Annotated in this window: 23 protein-coding genes and 1 pseudogene; 13 read left to right on the top strand and 11 right to left on the bottom strand. The window is 66.7% G+C overall.

What is annotated here, in order from left to right; translation table 11 throughout:
• Window positions 1–71 precede the first annotated feature (71 nt).
• Both ABT392_RS05950 and ABT392_RS05945 read left to right on the top strand, forming a co-directional pair.
• Window positions 72–983: a CysB family HTH-type transcriptional regulator gene (locus ABT392_RS05950; protein WP_395386334.1), complete on the top strand. Its 912-nt coding sequence runs from the start codon at window positions 72–74 to the stop codon at window positions 981–983.
• 101 nt (window positions 984–1,084) lie between these two features.
• Window positions 1,085–2,095, top strand: a complete 1,011-nt coding sequence (locus tag ABT392_RS05945) for a sulfate ABC transporter substrate-binding protein (RefSeq protein ID WP_395386335.1) — start codon at window positions 1,085–1,087, stop codon at window positions 2,093–2,095.
• A gap of 157 nt (window positions 2,096–2,252) precedes the next feature.
• On the opposite strand, the gene ABT392_RS05940 is transcribed toward ABT392_RS05945, so the two are convergent.
• The 3 genes from ABT392_RS05940 to ABT392_RS05930 form a co-directional block, all read right to left on the bottom strand.
• Window positions 2,253–2,936, bottom strand: a complete 684-nt coding sequence (locus ABT392_RS05940) for a riboflavin synthase subunit alpha (protein WP_395386336.1) — start codon at window positions 2,934–2,936, stop codon at window positions 2,253–2,255.
• A 33-nt stretch (window positions 2,937–2,969) separates the two neighbouring features.
• Window positions 2,970–4,172, bottom strand: coding sequence for an ammonium transporter (locus tag ABT392_RS05935; protein ID WP_334277141.1), 1,203 nt, complete (start codon window positions 4,170–4,172; stop codon window positions 2,970–2,972).
• A 182-nt stretch (window positions 4,173–4,354) separates the two neighbouring features.
• Window positions 4,355–4,705, bottom strand: a complete 351-nt coding sequence (locus ABT392_RS05930) for an ArsC family reductase (protein WP_334277142.1) — start codon at window positions 4,703–4,705, stop codon at window positions 4,355–4,357.
• Window positions 4,706–4,733: 28 nt separating this feature from the next.
• Here ABT392_RS05930 and aat point away from each other — a divergent pair, with 28 nt between their 5' ends.
• The 4 genes from aat (at window position 4,734) to ABT392_RS05910 (ending at window position 8,249) form a co-directional block, all read left to right on the top strand.
• Window positions 4,734–5,483 carry a leucyl/phenylalanyl-tRNA--protein transferase gene (gene aat / locus ABT392_RS05925; RefSeq protein WP_334277143.1) on the top strand — a complete coding sequence of 250 codons (750 nt, stop codon included), beginning with the start codon at window positions 4,734–4,736 and terminating at the stop codon, window positions 5,481–5,483.
• Window positions 5,480–6,217, top strand: coding sequence for an arginyltransferase (locus ABT392_RS05920; RefSeq protein WP_334277144.1), 738 nt, complete (start codon window positions 5,480–5,482; stop codon window positions 6,215–6,217). The genes aat and ABT392_RS05920 overlap by 4 nt, the downstream gene beginning before the upstream one ends.
• 293 nt (window positions 6,218–6,510) lie before the next feature.
• Window positions 6,511–7,476 (top strand): response regulator, encoded by a 966-nt coding sequence (locus ABT392_RS05915; RefSeq protein WP_395386337.1) that lies wholly within the window; start codon window positions 6,511–6,513, stop codon window positions 7,474–7,476.
• A gap of 11 nt (window positions 7,477–7,487) precedes the next feature.
• Window positions 7,488–8,249, top strand: coding sequence for a hypothetical protein (locus tag ABT392_RS05910; RefSeq protein ID WP_464970934.1), 762 nt, complete (start codon window positions 7,488–7,490; stop codon window positions 8,247–8,249).
• Here the strand turns inward: ABT392_RS05910 and ABT392_RS05905 are convergent.
• Genes ABT392_RS05905 through ABT392_RS05895 form a run of 3 tightly spaced genes read right to left on the bottom strand, consistent with a single transcriptional unit; the run spans window position 8,232 to window position 9,750 of the window.
• Window positions 8,232–9,038 (bottom strand): NUDIX hydrolase, encoded by an 807-nt coding sequence (locus tag ABT392_RS05905; RefSeq protein ID WP_395386339.1) that lies wholly within the window; start codon window positions 9,036–9,038, stop codon window positions 8,232–8,234. The genes ABT392_RS05910 and ABT392_RS05905 overlap by 18 nt on opposite strands.
• A complete protein-coding gene (locus ABT392_RS05900) occupies window positions 9,035–9,367 on the bottom strand; it encodes a rhodanese-like domain-containing protein (protein WP_395386340.1) in 333 nt (110 codons plus the stop codon). Before ABT392_RS05900 ends, ABT392_RS05905 begins: the two co-directional genes overlap by 4 nt.
• A gap of 14 nt (window positions 9,368–9,381) precedes the next feature.
• Window positions 9,382–9,750, bottom strand: a complete 369-nt coding sequence (locus ABT392_RS05895) for an ArsR/SmtB family transcription factor (protein ID WP_395386854.1) — start codon at window positions 9,748–9,750, stop codon at window positions 9,382–9,384.
• Between the two features lie 176 nt (window positions 9,751–9,926).
• Here ABT392_RS05895 and ABT392_RS05890 point away from each other — a divergent pair, with 176 nt between their 5' ends.
• The 4 genes and pseudogenes from ABT392_RS05890 (at window position 9,927) to ABT392_RS05875 (ending at window position 14,906) form a co-directional block, all read left to right on the top strand.
• A complete protein-coding gene (locus ABT392_RS05890; protein ID WP_395386341.1) occupies window positions 9,927–11,000 on the top strand; it encodes an efflux RND transporter periplasmic adaptor subunit in 1,074 nt (357 codons plus the stop codon).
• Window positions 11,001–11,008: 8 nt separating this feature from the next.
• Window positions 11,009–14,236, top strand: a complete 3,228-nt coding sequence (locus ABT392_RS05885; RefSeq protein WP_334277150.1) for an efflux RND transporter permease subunit — start codon at window positions 11,009–11,011, stop codon at window positions 14,234–14,236.
• Window positions 14,233–14,443 (top strand): annotated as a pseudogene (locus ABT392_RS05880) (YgaP family membrane protein). The gene ABT392_RS05885 and the pseudogene ABT392_RS05880 overlap by 4 nt, the downstream one beginning before the upstream one ends.
• A gap of 16 nt (window positions 14,444–14,459) precedes the next feature.
• The gene (locus ABT392_RS05875) at window positions 14,460–14,906 is read left to right on the top strand and encodes an OsmC family protein (protein WP_395386342.1); all 447 of its coding nucleotides are present in this window, start codon (window positions 14,460–14,462) and stop codon (window positions 14,904–14,906) included.
• Between the two features lie 56 nt (window positions 14,907–14,962).
• Here the strand turns inward: ABT392_RS05875 and ABT392_RS05870 are convergent, their stop codons facing one another.
• The 5 genes from ABT392_RS05870 to ABT392_RS05850 form a co-directional block, all read right to left on the bottom strand.
• Window positions 14,963–15,151 (bottom strand): hypothetical protein, encoded by a 189-nt coding sequence (locus ABT392_RS05870; RefSeq protein WP_334277154.1) that lies wholly within the window; start codon window positions 15,149–15,151, stop codon window positions 14,963–14,965.
• 144 nt (window positions 15,152–15,295) lie between these two features.
• Window positions 15,296–17,008, bottom strand: coding sequence for an MFS transporter (locus ABT392_RS05865; protein WP_334277155.1), 1,713 nt, complete (start codon window positions 17,006–17,008; stop codon window positions 15,296–15,298).
• 200 nt (window positions 17,009–17,208) lie between these two features.
• Window positions 17,209–17,856, bottom strand: a complete 648-nt coding sequence (locus tag ABT392_RS05860) for a 2-hydroxychromene-2-carboxylate isomerase (protein WP_334277156.1) — start codon at window positions 17,854–17,856, stop codon at window positions 17,209–17,211.
• Complete coding sequence (locus ABT392_RS05855) at window positions 17,853–18,095, bottom strand: DUF1289 domain-containing protein (protein WP_395386343.1); 243 nt, start codon at window positions 18,093–18,095, stop codon at window positions 17,853–17,855. The genes ABT392_RS05860 and ABT392_RS05855 overlap by 4 nt, the downstream gene beginning before the upstream one ends.
• Complete coding sequence (locus ABT392_RS05850; protein WP_395386344.1) at window positions 18,092–18,598, bottom strand: YbaK/EbsC family protein; 507 nt, start codon at window positions 18,596–18,598, stop codon at window positions 18,092–18,094. Before ABT392_RS05850 ends, ABT392_RS05855 begins: the two co-directional genes overlap by 4 nt.
• 142 nt (window positions 18,599–18,740) lie before the next feature.
• Between ABT392_RS05850 and ABT392_RS05845 the strand changes: the two genes are divergently transcribed.
• The 3 genes from ABT392_RS05845 to ABT392_RS05835 are packed head-to-tail and all read left to right on the top strand — an operon-like array spanning window position 18,741 to window position 21,428.
• The gene (locus ABT392_RS05845) at window positions 18,741–19,682 is read left to right on the top strand and encodes a TraB/GumN family protein (RefSeq protein WP_395386345.1); all 942 of its coding nucleotides are present in this window, start codon (window positions 18,741–18,743) and stop codon (window positions 19,680–19,682) included.
• Window positions 19,663–20,724 (top strand): sensor histidine kinase, encoded by a 1,062-nt coding sequence (locus tag ABT392_RS05840; RefSeq protein WP_395386346.1) that lies wholly within the window; start codon window positions 19,663–19,665, stop codon window positions 20,722–20,724. The genes ABT392_RS05845 and ABT392_RS05840 overlap by 20 nt, the downstream gene beginning before the upstream one ends.
• Window positions 20,721–21,428: a LytR/AlgR family response regulator transcription factor gene (locus ABT392_RS05835; RefSeq protein WP_395386347.1), complete on the top strand. Its 708-nt coding sequence runs from the start codon at window positions 20,721–20,723 to the stop codon at window positions 21,426–21,428. Before ABT392_RS05840 ends, ABT392_RS05835 begins: the two co-directional genes overlap by 4 nt.
• The last annotated feature ends 6 nt before the right edge of the window (window positions 21,429–21,434 follow it).

Genomic DNA, 21,434 nt, shown 5'->3' with positions numbered 1-21,434 from the left:
GCAATATTTCTTGGAGGACAGATCAGGGCTCGCTCGCAAAAATTCAAAACGAATAAGACAGCGAGCCTTCAGTGAATTTCCAACAACTCCGATCCGTCCGCGAGACCCAGCGTCGCGGTTTCAACCTGACCGATGTGGCGCAAGCCCTGCACACCTCGCAACCCGGCGTGAGCCGCCAGATCCGCGAGCTGGAGGACGAGCTGGGCATCGCCATCTTCCACCGCAGCGGCAAGCGACTGACCGGGCTGACCGAGCCGGGACGCCAGGTCTTGCCCATCGTCGAGCAACTGCTCCTGCATGCAGAGAACCTGAAGCGCGCCGGCGCCGACTTCGCTCGCGCCAGCAGCGGCACTTTGCGCATCGCTGCCACCCACAGCCAGGCCCGCTACGCACTGCCGCCGGTGGTGCGCGATTTCCGCGCCCAGCATCCCGAGGTGGAGTTGCAATTCCAGCAAGGCTCGCCTCAGCAGGTCGCGCGCCTCTTGCTGGACGGCGAGGCCGACATCGGCATTGCCACTGAAGCACTCGCGCTGCACGAAGAGCTCCTGGCCCTGCCCTGCTACCGCTGGACGCACAGCGTGATCCTGCCACTGGGCCACGAGCTCTCGATGGGTGAGCTGACGCTGGAGCGACTGGCGGCCTATCCCATCATCACCTATGAGGTCGGCTACACCGGCCGCGCGCATATCGACGCCGCGCTTGCCCAAGCCGGGCTGCCGCTCAAGGTGGTGCTCTCGGCCATGGATGCCGACGTCATCAAGACCTATGTAGAGCTGGGCATAGGCGTGGGCATCGTGGCCTCGATCGCCTACGACGAGGAACGCGACGCGCATCTGCATGCCATCGATGCGCGCCATCTGTTCGCCGACAACATGACCCGCCTGGCCTTGCGCCGTGACGCCTATCTGCGTGACTACGCCTACAGCTTCATCGAGACCTTCGCGCCACCGCTGAACCGCCGAGCCGTTGATGAGGCCCGCTGAAGCGAGCTGAAGAAAAAGCAAAGCAGAACTTCTTGGTTCACGGCTGCAGCCGTGCTTCCTACAGTTCGAACATCCCCTTCCTAACCTTGCTGACGAGGACCATGAAAGCTACACGTACCCTGATTGGCGGCCTTCTGGCGGCCGCCGCCCTGCTCTCCGGCACCGCCCATGCCGGCACCGCCCTGCTCAACGTCTCCTACGACCCGACCCGCGAGCTCTACCAGGACTTCAATGCCGCCTTCACCAAGCAATGGAAGGCCAAGACCGGCGAGGACCTCACGGTCAAGCAGTCGCATGGCGGCTCGGGCAAGCAGGCCCGTTCGGTGATCGATGGCCTGGATGCCGACGTGGTGACGCTGGCCTTGGCCTACGACATCGACGCGCTGCATGACAACGGCAAACTGATCCCGGCCGACTGGCAGAAGCGCCTGCCAAGCAACGCCAGCCCCTACACCTCGACCATCGTGTTCCTGGTCCGCAAGGGCAACCCCAAGGGCATCAGGAACTGGACCGACCTGGCACGTCCGGGCGTCGAGGTGGTGACGCCCAATCCAAAGACCTCCGGCGGCGCCCGCTGGAACTACCTGGCTGCCTGGGGCTTTGCCCTGCAGCAACCCGGTGGCAATGCAGACTCGGCCAAGGCCTTCGTCAAGCAGATCTACAGCAATACCAAGGTGCTGGATTCCGGCGCGCGCGGCTCGCTGACCACCTTCACCGAACGCGGCATCGGCGACGTGCTGATCTCCTGGGAGAACGAGGCCTACCTGGCCACCAAGGAACTGGGCCCGGACAAGTTCGAGATCGTGACGCCCAGCCTGTCCATCCTGGCCGAGCCGCCGGTGGCCGTGGTGGACAAGAACGTCGACAAGAAGGGGACGCGCAAGCAGGCCCAGGCCTATCTGGAATATCTCTACACCCCGGAAGGCCAGGAAATCGCCGCCAAGCACTACTACCGTCCGCGTGATGCCAAGGTGGCCGCCAAATACAGCAAGCAGTTCGCTGCGGTCAAGCTGATCACGGTCGATGAGGTGTTCGGCGGCTGGCGCACCGCCCAGAAGGCGCACTTCTCCGACGGCGGCCTGTTCGACCAGATCTACACGCCGGGCAAGTAAGCCCATTCATCCGCCAAGAGAAGGCCGCCCGAGCCCGGCCGACCGGGCGCGCGGTCTCGACGAGTTCGTTCAGCGCGTACAGGCAACAGCCGCTGAGGTCGACGCACAGGCCCTGAACCATGTGCTGCGAGCCAAGGGCTGAAGCCCCAGCAAGGCCTTAGCCCAGGCTCAGCCCCTGCTCCGCCAGCAGCTTCTCCAGCGCCGGCAGCAAGGGCCCCAGTCTTTCCTCGACGGTGGCACGCACGGTGTCCACCAGCACCTGGGTCTGGCGCTCGATCTCGATGTTCAGAGCCGCACCCACGTCCTTCTCACCGAAGCTGGTCATGCGCAAGGTCTCGGGGATCAGCCAGACCTCGAACCAGCCCGAACCGTCCGCGTTGCGGCCGGCCTCGGCCACGGTGAGGCTGGCGCCGTTCACCGCGATGTAGCCCTTGGCGAAGATGTAGCGCATCCAGGGCGCGGGCACTTTGACACGCAGCACATGGTTGTTCTCGGGACGGCGGATGCTCTCGACGCGGGCCATGAAGTCCACGTGGCCCGAGAGCGGATGGCCGCCGATCTCGGCGCCATCGCGCGCCGCGCGCTCCACGTTGATGCGGCTGCCCTGCGTCAGGCCGGATAGCGTCGTCAGGTTCAGGCTCTGCTGCATCACATCGAAGTCGGCGCGGTCGCCCTCATGCAACTGCGTGACCGTGAGACAGACGCCGTCCGAAGCGACGCTGGCGCCAATCTCCAGGCCCTCGCAAAAGCCGGACGGGAACTGCAGCGTGAACGTGCGCAAGCCGGGGCGCTCGGTGATGGCGGAAACGCTGGCGAGGCCCTGGACGATGCCGGTGAACATGGATGCGAGCTCTTGAAACTGGGGCGGCAAAGCTTACCAGCTGACCTCGCGATCCGGCGTCGAGCCGATCTTGTGGATGCTGAGGTCGGCGCCCTCGAACTCCTCCTCGGCCGAGAGCCGCAGGCCGAAGAAAAGCTTGATCGCGCCATACACGGCGAAGCCGCCGGCCAGGGCCCAGGCCACACCCAGCAGCGTGCCCAGCAGTTGCGACATGAAGCTGACGCCGCCGATGCCGCCGCCGGCCGTGCTGCCGAAGATGCCGCAGGCAATGCCACCCCAGGCACCGCACAGGCCGTGCAATGGCCAGACGCCCAGCACGTCGTCGATCTTCCAGCGGTTCTGCGTCAGTGTGAACATCTTGACGAAGATGGCACCGGCCACCGCGCCCACGACCAGCGCGCCCTGAGGATGCATCACGTCGGAACCGGCGCACACGGCCACGAGGCCGGCGAGCGGGCCGTTGTAGGCGAAGCCCGGGTCGTTGCGGCCCATCAGCACGGCCGCCAGCGTGCCGCCAACCATGGCCATCAGCGAATTGACGGCCACCAGGCCGGAGATCTTGTCCAGCGTCTGCGCGCTCATCACGTTGAAGCCGAACCAGCCCACGGCCAGCACCCAGGCACCGAGCGCCAGGAAGGGAATGCTGGACGGCGGATGGGCGCTGATGGCGCCGTCCTTGCGATAGCGGTTGGCGCGCGGGCCGAGCAGCAGCACGGCCGCGAGGCCGATCCAGCCACCCACCGCATGCACGACCACCGAGCCGGCGAAGTCGTGGAACTCGGCGCCAAAGGTGGCCTTCAGCCAGGGCTGGATGCCGAAGGCCTGGTTCCAGGCCACGCCTTCGAACAGCGGGTAGATGAGGCCGACGATGACGGCCGTGGCCATCAGCTGCGGGCCGAAGCGGGCCCGCTCGGCGATGCCGCCGGAGACGATGGCGGGAATGGCCGCCGCGAAGGTCAGCAGGAAGAAGAACTTGACCAGCTCGTAGCCGTTCCTCGCGGCCAGCGTTTCGGCACCGGTAAAGAAGTGCACGCCATAGGCCACGGTGTAGCCGCACAGGAAGTAGGCGACCGTGGAGACCGCGAAGTCCACCAGGATCTTGACCAGGGCATTGACCTGGTTCTTCTTGCGCACCGTGCCCAGCTCGAGGAAGGCGAATCCGGCATGCATGGCCAGCACCATGATGGCGCCGAGCAGGATGAACAGCGCGTCGGCGCTGTGCTTGAAGTTCTCCATGGGGGCTCTCGCTGCAGCCGCCCACCACCGCGATGCCTCATGCACCGCGCGCGTGAACGGACGCACCAAGTCAGCAAGAACAGTGCCCAGCTTGGGGCATGGGTTTGCGAGCCAATATGCACCAAGGAAATGCGCAATGGTTCATTGCGGTGCGCGAATCGCACCATCAAGGCGAATCCGCCTCAGCGGTGGGCGTCGAACAGCGCCTCGTTGAAGCCGATGCTGAGCCGGCCATCGGCCCATTGCACGACCGGCCGCTTGATCACGCTGGGCTGCTCGTGCGCTATCGCTGCAGCGCTGGGCGCATCGACGACGGCCGCCTTCTGCGCCTCGTCCAGCTTGCGCCAGCTGGTGCCGTTGCGGTTGATCACCTTCTCCCAGCCCAGCTCGGCCAGCCAGCGCTGGAGCTCGGCGTCGGGTACGCCGGCCTTCTTGAAGTCATGGAACTGGTAGGCCAGGCCCGCCGCGTCCAGCCACTGGCGGGCGCGCTTGACCGTGTCGCAATTGGGAATGCCATAAAGGGTGATCGTCATGATGGAGCGAACGTTACCATCGGCGCCCATGATTCCCTGGCTGGACGAGCGCGACCTGGACTTCCCTCCCACCTCGATGGCCCTGGGCCCGGAGAGCGACGCGCCGGGCCTCTTGGCTGCCGGCGGCGACCTCTCTCCCGAGCGGCTGAAACTGGCCTACTCGCGCGGCATCTTCCCCTGGTACGGCGAGGGCCAGCCCGTCCTCTGGTGGAGCACCGACCCGCGCATGGTGATGCAGGTCGATGAGTTCAAGCTCTCTCGCTCCTTGCGCAAGACCTTGCAGCATTTCGCGCTCGACCCGGCCTGCGAGATCCGGGTGGACAGCGCCACGCCAGCCGTGCTGGCGGCCTGCGCCAGCAGCCCGCGAGAGGGCCAGAACGGCACCTGGATCCTGCCCGAGATGCAGCAGGCCTATATGCGACTCGCCCGGCTGGGCCTGCTGCACAGCATCGAGACCTGGACGGGCGGCGAGCTGGTCGGCGGCCTCTACGGCGTCAACCTCGGTTTGATGTTCTATGGCGAGTCGATGTTCATGCGCCGCACCGACGCCTCCAAGATCGCCATGGCCGCCCTGATCTGCCTGTGCCGGCGCCACGGCATCCGCTGGATCGACTGCCAGCAGAACACCGGCCATCTGGCTTCGCTCGGCGCACGGGAGCGGCCGCGCGCCGAGTTCGAGGCCCATCTCGAGCGCACCGTTGCTGAGCCCACCCCGACGGATTGGCGTTTCCGCCCGGCCGACTGGGCCTTGCTGGATGCCAGAATCGGGGCATCGTGAGCAAGCTCAAAGAACTTCCGCTGGCGCAACTGCAGTTCTATGCCACTGCGCCCTATCCCTGCAGCTATCTGCCGGGCCGGATGGCGCGTTCGCAAGTGGCCACGCCCAGCCATCTGATCCACGCCGATGCCTACTCCGGCCTCGTGGCCGCGGGCTTTCGCCGCAGCGGCATGTTCACCTACCGGCCCTATTGCGACGGCTGCAACGGCTGCGTGCCCCTGCGAGTGCCGGTGGCCGACTTCAAGCCCTCGCGCAGCCAGCGCCGCGCGTGGAAAGCGCATGAAGGTCTCGTGGCGCGGGTGATGGCGCTCTCCTTCATGCCGGAGCACTACGAGCTCTACCTGCGCTACCAGGCCGGCCGCCACTCGGGCGGCGGCATGGACCAGGACAGCATCGACCAGTACACCCAGTTCCTGCTGCAAAGCCGCATCAACTCGCGGCTGGTGGAGTTCCGCGAGCCCCTTGAGGGCGGCGGCCTCGGCAAACTGAAGATGGTCTCCATCCTGGACGTGCTCTCGGACGGGCTGTCGGCCGTCTACACCTTCTACGATCCGGACGACGAAGCCAGCTACGGCACCTACAACGTGCTGTGGCAGATTGCCCAGGCCCAGGAGCTGGGCCTCTCGCACCTCTACCTCGGCTACTGGATCGCCGACAGCCAGAAGATGGCCTACAAATCGCATTTCAAGCCGCACGAAATGCTGGTGGACAAGCGCTGGCAGCGCCAGCCGTAGGCGCAAAGCAACGCGTCACCCCCTTTTGATGTGCGTAAAACGCACGCTTCCCGCCAGCTGTATCGATTTGTGCGCGAAACGCACCGTTAACCCTTAGTCGCAAGCCGCCGAGGCGTCAGACACTCCGCTCCCACAACGCCCCCACCGTGCAGTACCAGCGGACGGGACAAGGGTAGAAGTCGTTGAGCTCGGTGAGACCAGTCGGCCATGAAGCCGGCGGCCACAAGGACGTCAGGGAGCTCCGAATGAATGAGGTCCAGGGCCACAAGCCCTGGCTATAGGAGCGGACAGATATGGTGCAGAACGCAGGCGCGGAAACAGCGCCCCGGCGGGTACTCGTCGTTGATGACAGTCGGGCCATCCAGGCCATCATCCGGCGCATTCTTGAATCGGGGGACATGGAGCCGGTTCAGGTGCGCACGGCCAGCAACGGCGCCGAGGCGCTCGACCAGGTCGACAGCTTCCGGCCCGACCTGGTGCTTTCGGACTGGCACATGCCGGGCGTGACCGGCATCGAGATGCTTCAGGCCCTGCGCCAGATGGGCCACACCGACATGGCCGTGGGCTTCATCACCACCGAAACCGCAGCCGACTGCCTCAGCCAGGCGCGCAGCAATGGTGCTGCCTTCATCCTGCACAAGCCGTTCGAAGACCGGGTGCTGCGCAGCGCGGTGAAGAAATGCTTGCGCGGAGAAACCACACCAGCGTCCAAGGCGACGAGCGCGCCTGCGCCTGCAGCCGTGCCTCAAGCTGCCGCCGCCGGCCCGGCCCGCGCGGCCGCCGTCGAATCGGTGGCGCAATTGCAGCAACTGCTCTTCATGCATCTGGGCACACGCAGCTATGAACTGAACAAGCATTTCGATGAGGCCCCCTGGGTCGAGCAATGCCCGCAGTTGGTGGCGCTCTACAGCAGCGCCGGCCGCAAGGGTGCCTATGCACTGGGCCTGCTGGACGCCGCCACCGTCTGCCTGATCGGCGGCATGGCCGCCGGCCATCCGCCGGACGACATCCGCAAGTCCATCGCTCGCGGCCAGCCGAGCCAGCCCCATGTCGAGCATGCCAAGCGCTTCATGCTGGCGCTCGCCGGCCAGCTGCGCAAGCGCACGTCCACGGATGTGCCGGCCTTCAATGCCGCCAAGCTGAGCAGCCAGCCTTTTGACAAGCTGGCCACCGTGATCGAACGCAACAACGGCCGCAGCGATTTCGAGCTGCGCCTGCCTGGCATCGGCGAAGGCCGACTCAGCATCTTCCTGACCTGAGGGCGCAAGCGATGAATCTCGAAAGTCTCGCCAGCGTTGGCGTCCTGGCCGCCAACGGCTGCTTCATGGTGATCGCCGTTGCCGGCTATCTGAAGATGAATGCGCATGAGCTGCGCCGCCAGCAATACATCGCCCACTCGCTGGCCGAATCGCGCGAAGCCGGCCAGCAGCTCAAGGGCGTGGCCCACGAGCTGATGCGCATGATCGAGCGCGCGGAGCGTGCCGTGGCCTGGCAGCGCCAGCCGCTGCAGACCCAGGCACCGACCTTCGAGCTCGACGAACCCGAACCCGATGCCGCCCGGCTGCGCGCGCTCGAATCGCTGGACGGCGTCAGCGCCGAAGGCTACGAGGAGTGGCGGCGCCTGCAGGAGGTGGAGCTGGAGCGCCTGCTCACGCAGCGCCGCCGCCTGCTGACCGAGCTGGAAGCCACGCGCAAGCGGGCCGACGAGGCCGAGCGCCAGGCCGGCCGCTCGCGCGCCGAGCAAGGCTTGCAGCAGCGCAGCCAGGTCAAGACGCTGCAGGATCAACTGGCCCAGTGCCAATTGCTGCTGGCCGATTGCAAGAACATGCTGAGGCATGCCGACCAGCGTGCCGACCTTGCCGAGCGCGACGGCCAGGCCGCCCGAGGAGAGCTGGAACGCCTGCGCCAGCAACTGGCCGAGCAGGTGCAGCTGATGCAGCGTGAGCGGGTCGAGAAAGACTTCATCGAAGACCACCTGCTGGCCCTGGACGCCCTCGCCCGCCAGCAGGCCTCGTCAGCGCCCCTGCAATAGCAGCTCCAGCGCGACCACGGCCGCTGCATCGGGGCTGAACTCGGCGAGGCGCTGGCAGAGCTGCTCTGGTGTGAGGCTCAGGAACTCACTGACCTCGCCATCGCGATTGCGCGGCTCGAACGCTGCAGGCAATTGCAGCGTGTAGACATGCAGCAGCTCATCGTGCAGGCCCTCGGCCTCGATCCGGCGGGCATGGATCAGACCGCGCCATTGAAGATGGCGGCTCTGCGCGTGGGCCAGGCCCGCCTCCTCCCACAGCTCACGCCGCGCGCAAGCCAGCACCGCTTCATCGGCCGGGAGGCCGCCAGCCGCCAGGTTGTCCAGCGCGCCGGGGTCGGTGGCCTTGCTCAGCGCACGGCGACCGCAGACGAGGCGGCCCTCCGTCGTCCAGCCGTTCACATGCACCGCGCGGCTGCGCAGGCCGAAGAAGCGGAATGCTGCACGCTCGAGCCGGAACAAGGCACGGCCGCGCGCGGCGCTGCGGGCATCGGCCTCGCAGCGGTAGCGCTCGTTGCGCCAGCCGCTGATCTCGCCGCGCGCACGCAAGGCTTCGGCAATGGCACCAATCTCGTCGGACAAGGCATCGACCGAACGGCCGGCCGAACGCCAGCGCAGCGTCTTGCCCTCGAGCTGCAGTGCCGGCCACAGCGACCGCAGCAACGCCGCACGAGGCTGGTCCAGCCAGCCGATGGCACGATCGTCCAGCAGCAGCGGATGGCCGCCCGCGGGCCGGGCTTCGCCAATACCGGCCAGGCAGCGCTGCAGCAGCAGGCGCTGCTCGGCCTTCATTCGCCCAGCTTCACCGGCAGGCCATGGGTGCGCCAGGCGCCCATGCCGCCTGCCAGGTTGCGCACACGCTGATGGCCCTGGTGCAGCAGGTACTGCATCGCCTGCTGGCTGCGACCGCCGGCAGCACAGGCCATCACGAGGTCGGCGTCACGAGGCAGTTCGGCATGGCGGCGCTCCAGCTGGCTGAGCGGCAGGCACACTACGCGCGCATGGTCGTAGGCCGCGCGTGCCACTTCGTGGGGCTCGCGCACGTCGATCAGCCAGGTCTGGCCCTGCTCCAGGAGTTGCAGGGCGGTGGGAGGGTCGAGGTTCAGGTCATGGATATGCATGGTGGGCACCCAGTTCAGCGTTTGGATCGGGAGGCGGCAGCGGCCTGCGGCGGCGCCGTGAAGGCGGCCCGTACATCGGCCTGGCGTTCGGACTGGCGGGCGATCTGGCCGCAGACCAGGTCGCAGAGTTCGTAGACCGCCGCATCGGCGATCCGGTAATAGGCGCTGGTGCCACGGCTCTCGCGCTCGACCAGGCCTTGCTGCTGAAGCTGGCTCAGGTGGCGAGAGACATTGGCCGCCGTGTAGCCGCACAGCTGGGCCAGCTCGCCCACATTGCGCTCGCCGCCGCGCAGCAGGTTGAGCAGGCGCAGCCGCGTGGGCTCGGCCAGGGCCTGGAAATAGGCGGCCACCTTCTCGAGTGCCGGCAGCGGCATCTCTTCCATCACGGCGACTGGGTTGATCGTATTCTTGGGCATGCGGGCGACTCCATGGGACGCTGTGGTCGAGCACTTTGCCGCGCCAGAGGCCGGCTTGCTTGAGGTGATTCTAGCTTGCTTACTTGCGTATTTGCATGATTGGTTAAATAATAGATCAACAATTCAACGCCGGAACCTACAACATGAGCAAGACCCCTCTCCGCCCGCATCCGCTGCTTGCCGCCATGCTGGGTCTGCTGCTGGCCAGCGCAAGCCCGGCAGCCGAACCGGCGCTCAAGAGCTTCGTGGCCGGCCAGGCCTCGGCGCTGCAGGGCGCACGTTTCGAAGGCCGGGTCGAGGCAGTGCGCCAGGCCGTGCTATCGGCCCAGGTGCCGGGCGCCATCGTGCAGTTGCAAGTCAAGGCCGGTGATCGCGTGCGGGCCGGCCAGCTGCTGCTGCAGATCGATGCGCGCAGCGCCGAACAGAGCGCCGGGGCCAGCGAGGCCCAGGCCTCCGCCGCGCGTGCCGGCCTTGAATTGGCCGAGCGCGAATTCGCGCGACAGCAGCAGCTGCTCGCCAAGGGCTTCATCAGCCAGGCCGCGCTGGACCAGGCCGAGGCCCAGTTCAAGTCCACGCGCGCCCAGCTGAACGCCCAGATCGCCCAGGCCGCCGCCGCGCGCACGGTGAGTGGCCAGTACCTGGTGCGCAGCCCCTATGACGGCATCGTCTCGGAGGTCCCCGTGATGCTTGGCGATATGGCCATGCCTGGCCGGCCGCTCCTGACCGTCTACGACCCCACGGCGCTGCGCGTGACAGCCGCCTTGCCGCAGAGCAGCGCCGCCGCCCTGCCTGCCGATCCGGCCTGGCAGATCGAGATCCCCGGCCTCGCTGGGGGAGCGTCCATCCAGCCCACGCGCAGCCAGCTGCTGCCCGTGGTCGACGCCGGCTCCATGACCCAGGAGCTGCGCCTGGACCTGCCGGCCCGGCTCGCCGGTCTGGTGCCCGGGCAGTTCGCGCGCGTGTCTGCTCGTGTGGCAGCCCGGAGCACCGCAAGCAATGCCGGCAACGCCAGCAGTGCGCTCATCGTGCCGGCCAGCGCCCTGGTGCGCAGGGCCGAGCTCGATGCGCTCTATGTGCTCGATGCCAAGGGCCGGCCGATCCTGCGCCAGGTGCGCCTGGGCACACGCCGGGGCGAGCAGGTCGAGGTGCTGAGCGGCTTGTCGGCCGGTGAATCGGTGGTGGCAGAGCCGCAGCTGGCGGCCCGCCTTTCGAAGTGAGGTCCGACATGACCCGCCAACTCGGGGCCTCTGGCCGCATCGCCGCCTTCTTCCAGAGCGCGCAGCTCACGCCGCTGCTGGCCCTTGTGGCCCTGCTGCTCGGCATCTTCGCCGTGCTGGTGACGCCGCGCGAGGAAGAGCCACAGATCAACGTGACCATGGCCAATGTGCTGATCCCATTTCCCGGTGCAGGCGCCCGGGATGTGGAGCAGATGGTGGCCGGCCCGGCCGAGCAGGTGCTGGCGCAGATCGTCGGTGTCGAGCATGTGATGTCGCTGTCGCAGCCCGGCCTTGCCGTGCTGACCGTGCAGTTCAAGGTCGGCGTGCCTCGCACCGAAGCCCTGGTTCGTCTCTACGACACCATTCATGCCAATGCCGACTGGCTGCCGCAGGGACTGGGCGTCGGCGCGCCGCTGATCAAGCCCAAGGGCATCGACGACGTGCCCATCGTCACCCTGACGCTCTTCAACCGCCAAGGCAACACGGGTGCCTACGACCTGGAGCGCGTGGCCCACAGCATGGAGCTGGAGCTCAAGCGCGTGAAAGGCACACGCGAGGTGACGACGCTCGGCGGCCCGGGCCGGCAGCTGCGCGTGCTGGTCGACGCCGAACGGCTCAATGCCAGCGGCATCACGGTGCTGGAGCTGAGCCAGGCGCTGCAATCGGCCAACGCCGGCTTGCCGCTCGGTGAGCTGCTGGCTGGCAATCGGGCGGTGCAGCTGGAGGCGGGCCCCTTCCTCGCCTCCGCCCGCGATGTGGAAGAGCTGGTGGTCGGCGTGCGTGCCGGCCGGCCGGTCCACCTGCGCGAGGTGGCCCGGGTCGAGGACGGAGCTCCGACGCCGGCCCGCTATGTCTGGCATGGCGAGAAGGGCAAGGAGTACCCGGCCGTTTCCATCGCCATCACCAAGCAGGCCGGCCAGAACGCGATTGACGTGGCCGAGAACGTGATGAAGCGCGTGGCCCAGCTGCACAACACGGTGATTCCAGATGGCATCAGCGTCGAGGAGACGCGCAACTACGGCGCCACGGCCAACGACAAGGCCGGCAAGCTGATCCAGAAGCTGCTGTTCGCCACCGCCTCGGTCGTGGCCCTGGTCTTCCTCGCCCTCGGCCGCCGCGAGGCCGCCATCGTGGGCACGGCCGTGCTCTTGACGCTGACGGTCACCCTGTTCGCCTCCTGGGCCTGGGGCTTCACCCTGAACCGGGTCTCGCTGTTTGCGCTGATCTTCTCGATCGGCATCCTGGTGGACGACGCCATCGTCGTCGTGGAGAACATCCACCGCCACCAGCAGCTGCATCCGGGCCAAGCGCTCTGGAAGCTGATCCCCGGCGCTGTGGACGAGGTCGGTGGCCCCACCATCCTGGCCACGCTGACCGTGATCGCCGCCCTGCTGCCCATGGCCTTCGTCAGCGGCCTGATGGGGCCGTACATGAGCCCCATCCCCATCAATGCCTCGATGGGCATGCTGCTCTCGCTGGCCATCGCCTTCGTGGTCACGCCCTGGCTGGCCCGCTTGTGGATGAAGGCCCTGCCCGCCGGCAGCGATCATGACCCCGAGGCCCTGCACGGCCTCTCGGCCAAGCTCGCGCCGCTGTTCCGCCGCGTCTTCACGCCGCTGCTGGATATTCAGGCTGGCGGCCGCAATCGCAAGCTGCTGGGCCTCTCCATCGCCGGCCTGATCGCCATCTCGCTGGCCTTGCCGGCGGCGGGCCTCGTGATGCTCAAGATGCTGCCCTTCGACAACAAGTCGGAGTTCCAGGTCGTGCTCGACATGCCCGCCGGCACGCCGCTGGAGAAAACCGCCGCCGTGCTGCACGAGCTGGGCGCAGAGCTGGCCACCGTGCCCGAGGTGCTGAACTACCAGGCCTATGCAGGCACGGCAGCGCCGATCAACTTCAACGGCCTGGTGCGCCAGTACTACCTGCGCGCCCTGCCCGAGCAAGGCGACCTGCAGGTCAATCTGGTCGACAAGCATGAGCGCAAGGACAAGAGCCATGCGATTGCCACGCGCGTGCGCCAGCAGCTGCAGGCCATTGCCCAGCGCCATGGCGCCAACGTCAAGGTCGTAGAAGTGCCGCCGGGCCCGCCGGTGCTGTCGCCCATCGTGGCCGAGGTCTACGGACCCGAGGCCGAAGGCCGCCAGCAAGTGGCCAGGCAACTGCGTGCACTCTTTGCGAAAACTGCGGGCCTGGTGGACATCGACGACTCCAGCATCGCCGCCGCGCCGCGCCAGCTGCTGCTGGTCGATCGCCCCAAGGCCGCCCTGCTGGGCGTCTCGCAGCAGGCCATCGTCGCCACGTTGCGCACCGGGTTCTCAGGCAGTGCGGCGACCTATCTGCACGACCAGAGCAAGTATCCGGCCGCCGCAGTGATCCAGCTGCCGCCCGAGGCGCAGGGAGACCTGGACAGCCTGCTCTCGCTGGTCGTGCGCACGGCCGCCGGCAAGCTGGTGCCGGTGCGTGAGCTGGTGCGACCCAGCGACTCGCTGCGCGAGCAACCCATCCACCACAAGGACCTGCTGCCAGTGAACTACGTGACGGCCGACATGGCCGGCGCCGTGGACAGCCCGCTCTACGGCATGTTCGGCATGCGCAAGCAGCTGGCCGAGCTGCGCGGCCCTGATGGCGGCGCGCTGGACGAGCATTTCATCCGCCAGCCCGACGACGCGCTGCGCAGCTACGCGGTCAAGTGGGACGGTGAATGGCAGATCACCTACGAGACCTTCCGCGACATGGGCCTGGCCTACGCCGTGGGCCTGGTGCTGATCTACCTGCTGGTGGTGGCCCAATTCGGCTCCTACCTCACGCCGCTGATCATCATGGCGCCGATACCGCTGACCGTGATCGGCGTGATGCCTGGCCATGCGCTGCTGGGTGCGCAGTTCACTGCCACCTCGATGATCGGCATGATCGCGCTGGCCGGCATCATCGTGCGCAACTCCATCCTGCTGGTGGACTTCATCAAGCTGCAACTGCGCGCCGGCATGGCATTCGAAGAGGCCATCGTCAGCTCCGCCATCACGCGGGCCCAGCCCATCCTGCTGACCGGCCTGGCCGCGATGATGGGCGCCTTCTTCATCCTCGACGACCCGATCTTCAACGGGCTCGCGATCTCACTGATCTTCGGCATCCTGGTCTCGACCGTGCTGACCCTGGTGGTGATTCCGACGCTTTACTACACGGCCTACCGGCATCGCCCCGAACTGCTTGTTTCATCCCAAGGAGAACTTCAATGACCTCATGGCAACTCGTGCGTGTGATCGCCGGTAGCTTCATCCTCGTTCTCGCTGGCCCTCGGCATTCCCGGCAGCCCGATCTTTGTCAGCCCATGGTGGCTTGCGTTCACCGCCTTCGTCGGCGTGAACCTGCTGCAGAGCGGCTTCAGCCGCTGGTGTCTGATGGAGACGATACTGCGCCGAATCGGCCTCAAGGCCGGCAACTGAAGAGGCACAGAACGCCATGAGCGAATCCACCGTCAGCATCGAGCTGCGCCAGCAGCACGACTATCAGTTTGAAGTCGAATTCGGCAACGGCGTGGCACCGCTGCTGGCCGACGAGCCGCCGCCGCTGAGCGGAGCAGACGGACCTTCGCCGGTGCAACTGCTGGCTGCGGCGGTCGGCAATTGCCTGTCCAACTCGTTGCTGTTCGCGCTGCGCAAGTACAAGCAGTCACCCGAGCCGCTGAGCTCGCGCATCACGGCGCAAGTCGGGCGCAACAGCGAGAACCGGGTGCGCGTGCTCGGCATCCAGGCCGACTTGCGCCTCGGTGTCGCAGCCGGCTCGCTCCAACACCTGGACAGGGTGCTGGCCTCGTTCGAGGACTATTGCACCGTGACCCGCAGCGTGGCCGCCGGCATTCCGGTGACCGTGCAGGTCTATGACTCGACCGGTGCTCAGCTGAAGTAACCGTCCAGTCGCTGCTCAAAAGTGCCGCGCGCGTTGATCGCGCGGCACAGACGAACTCAGTTCGAGGCAGCCGATGCTGCGGCGCTGGCAGCGGCCTCTGGAGCCGACGCGGCCACCGAGGCAGCGGGCTCCGCATGGGCGGCAACGTCATGCTTTTCACCGCTCATGTCGATATCGCCACCGCGCGACAGGATGAACAGGGCGAGGGCCGCAAAAACGACAAAACCCACAAGCAGCTTCCACATGGCAATCAACCTCTTTGATGAACGGGTACAGGCCCGCGATTGTGCGACGCCTGCCTGACGCAGAACTTAGCCGGCAGAAGGACAAAAAAAGAGGCGGCCCGCAGGCCGCCTCAAACTTCGTCAAATCTGTTTGCCTATGACCGTTCAGTCACCGGCGTAAATATCCACGTCCTTGGTTTCCTTGACGAACAGCGTGCCGATCACCAGGGTGATGGCGGCGATCGTGATCGGGTACCAGAGGCCGTGATAGATGTTGCCGTTCTGAGCCACCATCGCGAAGGCGATCGTGGGCATCAGGCCACCGAACCAGCCATTGCCGATGTGGTACGGCAGGCTCATCGAGGTGTAGCGGATGCGGGTCGGGAACAGTTCCACCAGCATGGCGGCGATCGGGCCGTAGACCATGGTCACGTAGATGACCAGGATGCTCAGCAGGACCACGATCTTCCACCACTGACCGGAGCCGAACGGGATCGGATCGGCCTTGGCCGGATAGCCGGCGGCCTTCATGGCCTCGCCCACTTCCTTCTTGAAGGCGGCGATGGCCTTGGCGCTGTCTTCCGAGAACTTGTTGCCGCCAGCAATCGTCGTGGCGGTGGGCGCAGCGATTTCCTTTTCGCCGATCTTCACCGTGCCAGGAGCTCCTGCCACTTCAACCGTCTTGTAGCTGGCCGAAGCCTGGGCCAGCGAACGCTTGGCGATGTCGCAAGGCGAGACGAAGTCCACGTCACGCGAGATCGGGCTGCCCTGGAACGAGCACTGTGCCGGATCCACGGTCACCACAATCTCGGCCGAGGCCTGGGCGGCGGCGAGCTTGGGGTTGGCCGTTTCGGTCAGCGACTTGAAGATCGGGAAGTACGTGACGATGGCCAGCAGCAGGCCGCCCATGATGATGGGCTTGCGGCCGATCTTGTCGGACAGCGTACCGAAGATCACGAAGAACGGCGTGCCGACGATCAGCGAGACCGCGACCAGGATGTTGGCCGTCGAGGCGTCCACCTTCAGCACATTGGCCAGGAAGAACAGTGCGTAGAACTGACCCGAGTACCAGACCACGGCCTGGCCGGCGGTCAGGCCGATCAGCGCGAGGATGACGATCTTCAGGTTCTTCCACTGGCCGAAAGACTCGGACAGCGGCGCCTTGGAGGTCTTGCCCTCGGCCTTCATCTTCTTGAAGGCAGGTGACTCGTTCATCGACAGGCGGATCCACACGCTGATGCCGAGCAACAGCACGGAGACCAGGAAAGGCACGCGCCAGCCCCAGGCTTCGAAGGCATCCTTGCCCCAGGTCGCGGCATTGGCGCCGAGATACTCGCGAGTGCCCAGAATCACCATCAGCGACAGGAACAGACCCAGCGTCGCCGTGGTCTGGATCCACGAGGTGTAGGCGCCGCGCTTGCCATGCGGCGCATGCTCGGCCACATAGGTGGCTGCACCGCCGTACTCACCGCCCAGGGCCAGGCCCTGAAGCATGCGCAAGCCGATCAGGATGACCGGCGCCGCGGCTCCGATGGTCGCGTAATTGGGCAGGCAGCCGACGATGAAGGTCGACAGGCCCATGATCAGGATGGTCACCAGGAAGGTGTACTTGCGTCCGATCATGTCGCCCAGGCGGCCGAACACCAGAGCGCCGAACGGGCGCACGATGAAGCCGGCAGCGAATGCCATCAGCGAGGCGATGAAGGCCGCCTGCGGGTCCAGAGCCGTGAAGAACTGCTTGGCGATGATCGGTGCCAGCGAACCGTACAGATAGAAGTCGTACCACTCGAACACGGTGCCCAGCGAGGAAGCGAAGATGACCTTCTTTTCCTCTGCCGACATCGGCGTGTTGGTGGAAACCGCGGATGCAGTTGCCATGTTTGTCTCCGGTGAAGCTTTTATGCGAGAACCACCGCCCGGTGATTCCACGGCGCGATGATGGGCGCCGGCTCTGACCGATCTCTGACGCGTGGCTGAACGCAGGCTGACAAACTCCGCAGCAACCCTAGGATTTTGTTTCTCAATGTGAGAAATATTGCCGGGCGCGGGTTTGTCCCAGGCGCCCTTTCTTCCTCAGATCATTGCCGTTTGATGCCGGGACGCTCTGCGCCTGCGGCATCCCAATCCGGGCCTTCGAACCAGGCATCGCTGCGCAGGGCCCCGGCCACCATTTCCAGCGAATCGAGGCCCCAGAACAGGCGACCATCCAGCTCGATGGTCGGCACGCCGAACACGCCCTTCAAGAGGGCCGCTTCGGTCGCTTCACGCAGCTGAACCTTGATCGCATCGCTTGCCGGGTCCTGCCGCGGGGCCAGGTCTTGCGTCAACGCGGCCAGGCGCTGCGGATCGACGGCGTTGGCGCCCTCGCCGCGCCAGACATGGCGAAAGATCGTCTCGACCTGGTGACGGTTGGGCGTACTGCCCGGCGCGGCACAGGCCCAGGCCAGGCGCAAGAGCGGCAAGGGGTTGAAGGGATGCTGGGCCGGCGTCTGCATGGGGATGCCCAGCTTGTGGGCTTGCCATGCAATCTGGCGAAAGGTCCAGCGGCGCTTGCTCTCGATCTCGGCCGGGCCTTTCTGGCCGTGCGCCATCAGGAGACCCGCGAACAGGATGGGCACGTATTCCACTTCGTAGCTGCCGCAATCAGCCAGCGCTTCGGGCAGCTGTTCGAAAGCGAGTGCGGCGTAGGGAGAGATCGGGTCGAAATAGAAACGCAGGGTCTTCATGGCATGTCCTCGTCGGTGGCGGCGGTGAACACGCCTTGGTCAATCAAGCGCTCGCGGCGCGCGGGCAGCAGCGCCCAGACGGCCCGCTTCGTTTCATCTTCCATGCGCGACCAGGCGGCGATCTCGTCGATGGTGCGGGCACAGCCCTCACACAGGCCGGTCGGCCCATGCATGCGGCAGATGTTGATGCACGGCGAGGCAACGCCGATGGCAACGGGTGGCGGGCAGGGATTCATCATTCGCTCGCCTGGACCACGTCGATCACGGGCGCGCCCGTCAATTGTTCTAGCTCAGCCGGCGTCATCTTGAACACGCCATTCGGATGGCCAGCGGCGGCCCAGATGATGTCGAAGCGGAACAGCTCGCGGTCCACGAAGAGCTGCGGCGCTGCCTGGCCATCGGCCGGTGCAAAACCGAGCGGCGACACACCGCCAATGGAGAAGCCTGTACGCGCCTTGACGAAGTCCGCATCGGCGCGGCCCAGGGCCCCGGTATGGACCTTCAGCTTGGCCTCGTCCACGCGCTTGTCGCCCGAGGTGATCACCAGCACCGCGGCCTGGTCGGCCTTGCGCCTGAAGACCACCGACTTGGCGATCTGGCCCAGGGAAACGCCCAGGGCGTCAGCCGCCTCCTGCGAGGTGCGGGCGGCCTCGGCCAGCCACAGCGGCCGATGGGCGTGCTGCCGCTGCTCCAGTGCCTGGCTGACGCGGCGGAAGCCGTCGGGATAGTCCATGACATTCATGCGGCCGATTGTCGCTGCAGCGGACACCAGGGTCAGCCGCTCGACGCAAGGTATCGACCGCTCACCACGAAAGCGCTGGCGAGGCAGCGGGGCAATGCCCGAAGCTGCCGCACCGTTTCATCAACACCATGGAGGAGAAACCATGAAAGCAAACACAAGCCGCTGGCAAGCGGCGGCACCGGCCGCGGCCTGGCTGACCCTGGTGCTGCTGGCCCTGTCCGCGCAGCAGGTCCTGGCCGGCCCCACAGACGGCGCCGCACCGCCATCGAACCGCGCAGCTGAGGCTGCTCAGGCAATGCCGCGCCCGGCCTTGTGGCGCGTGCGCCTGAATGGCGGGGGTAGCGCCTGGCTGTTTGGCGCCCTGCCCTATGCCCGCCCCGGCGAGACCACGCTGCCGGCCTATGTGCAGCGCGCGCTCGCCGGCAGCGAGGGCCTGGCCAGCGAGGTCCGCATGCCGCCGGACAAGCTGGCCGCGGCCCGGCTGATTGTCGGCATGCGCCAGGAAGGCGCCTCGTTCAAGGGCGGCCTCGACCCGGAGCGCAGCCGCCGCTACCAGGTCCTTTGCAGCGAGCGCCGCCTGCCGTGCGAGCAGCTGGATGCGATGCCGGCGTTCTTCACGCTGGGCGCCCTGTCCAAGCTGCTGGCTGTGCAGCAGGGCTTGAACCCGGAGACCGGTAGCCTCCATGCGGTGCATCAGGCACTGAAGGACAAGCCATTCTTGGAGCTGGAGGGCATGGAGGCCAGCATGAGCCTGCTGCGCGAGTTGCCCGCAACCGACCAGCTCGCCCTGCTGGACCGATTGCTCGAGCGGCAAGGGGCTGATGGCGTCGCCTCCTACGAGGCCTGGCTGCGTGGCGATGTGGCCGGCATGCAGCAGCAACTGAGCGAGACCGCCTTCAGCCCAGCCACCCACGAGCGGCTGTTGACGCAAAGGCACCGACAATGGCGCGACAAATTGGTCGGTCTGCTGCGCGAAGGGCGTCGCCTCTTCATCGCCGTCGGTGCCGGACACCTGGGCGGCAGCGATGGACTGGACGCCCTGCTCAAGGCGGAGGGATTCGAGATTGAACGAGTGGACGGCTGAAGGCCGCCCGGCCCGGGCCAGCTGGCGCCTGGCCCTACTGCTGCTGGGGCTGTGCCTGGCTCAGGCCCTGGCCTCGGCCGCCATCGAACGCTGGCTGCTGAACGCCCCGCCGCACGGCACGGGCCGCGACCTGGTCACGGCCGTCCATGCGCTGTTACGCGCTGGCCTGCTGTGGCTGCTGCTGGACAGGCTGGCCCGACGCGAAACCTGGACCTGGCCACGGCGCCTGCTGGCCATCGCGGCGGCAGCGGCAGGCGACGTAGCCCTGGAATTCGCGCTCGTGCTGCTGCAGGGCCGCGAGCTGGCGATTGCGCAAGACCAGCTGAGCCTCAGCAGAGAACAGATGATGGCCATCGCCGCCGGTGGCTCGCTGGTGCTGACGGGCTTGCAATACCTGACCGCCGCCCTGTTCTATCTGCTGGTCTGGCAGCGGCGTCAGCAAGAGCGCTGGCGCCGCCAGGCCGAGCGTGCCCAGCTGCAGATGCTGCAGAGCCAGCTGCATCCGCACTTCCTGTTCAATGCACTGAACGGTGTGCGAGCAATGATCTTCGAGGACCGGCAGCGCGCGGCAGACATGCTGACTTCGTTGTCAGCCCTGCTGCGCAGCAGCCTGGACGGCGGCGATGGCCTGGTCACGCTGCGCGAGGATTGGGCGCTGAGTCGGCACTACCTGGCATTGGAAGGCCTGCGCCTGGAGGAGCGGCTGCAGGTCGAGGCGCGCTTGCCGGAAGCCCTCATGGACCTGCCTTTGCCGCGCTTTGCACTGCTGTCGCTGGCCGAGAACGCGGTCAAGCATGGCATCGCGCCGAGAGTGGACGGGGGCACGCTGATGATCGAGGCGGCGCTGCTGGCACCCAAGCATTGGCAATTGAGCGTCAGCAACCCGTTCGCAGGCGCCGCTCCACTCCAGCCAGGCCTCGGCAGCGGCCTGGCCAGCCTGCGCCAGCGCCTGCAACTGACCTGCGGCGGCAGCCTCGGCATCGAAGGCGGCGGTGAGCGCTTCAGGGTCACACTGACGCTGCCACTGCGAGGCACCGCATGACGCCTTTGCGACTGCTCATCGTCGACGACGAACGCCTGGCCCGCCAGGAGTTGCGCCGCCTGCTGGCGGCTCATGCGGAGGTCGAGATCGTCGGCGAGGCCAGCCATGGCGAGCAGGTCTTGCCCCTGCAGCGCGAGCTGCGACCCGACGCCCTGCTGCTGGACGTGCAGATGCCTGGCATGGACGGCCTGGCCGTGGCCCGGGCCCTGGGTGTCGAGGCACGCATCATCTTCTGTACGGCTCATGCAGATTTCGCTGTCGAGGCCTTCGATCTGAACGCATTTGACTACCTGGTCAAACCGGTGGAACCGGCCCGGCTGGGCGAGGCGCTGGAACGGCTACGCCGGGCACTGCCCCACAGCCTCCTGCTGCCCGACGATCATCGGGTGCTGTTGCGCCGCGGCGAACGGATGGCGCTGGTGCGACTCGGCGACATCACGTTGATCGAAAGTCGCGACAACTACCTCAGCCTGCAAACGCCCGACGGCGAATACCTGCTCGCAGGCAGCCTCGCCCGCCTGTTGCCGCGTCTTGATCCTCAGCGCTGGCTGCAGCTCAGTCGCCAGGCCATCGTGCGGCTGGACGCAATCGTCGGCCTGCAGGCACCTGACGGCAGCCTGGTGGTCGAGCTGAGCGACGGGCGCCGCGTGAGCGTGTCACGCCGGCAAAGCCAGATGTTGCGGCACCGCTTCAGCCTGCTCTGAAGTCTG

This window comes from Paucibacter sp. JuS9 (assembly GCF_044043925.2).
Classification (GTDB): domain Bacteria; phylum Pseudomonadota; class Gammaproteobacteria; order Burkholderiales; family Burkholderiaceae_C; genus JAUASW01.
Note: the sequence above shows the minus strand (reverse complement) of the source record. Positions and strands in the feature narration are given on the sequence as shown.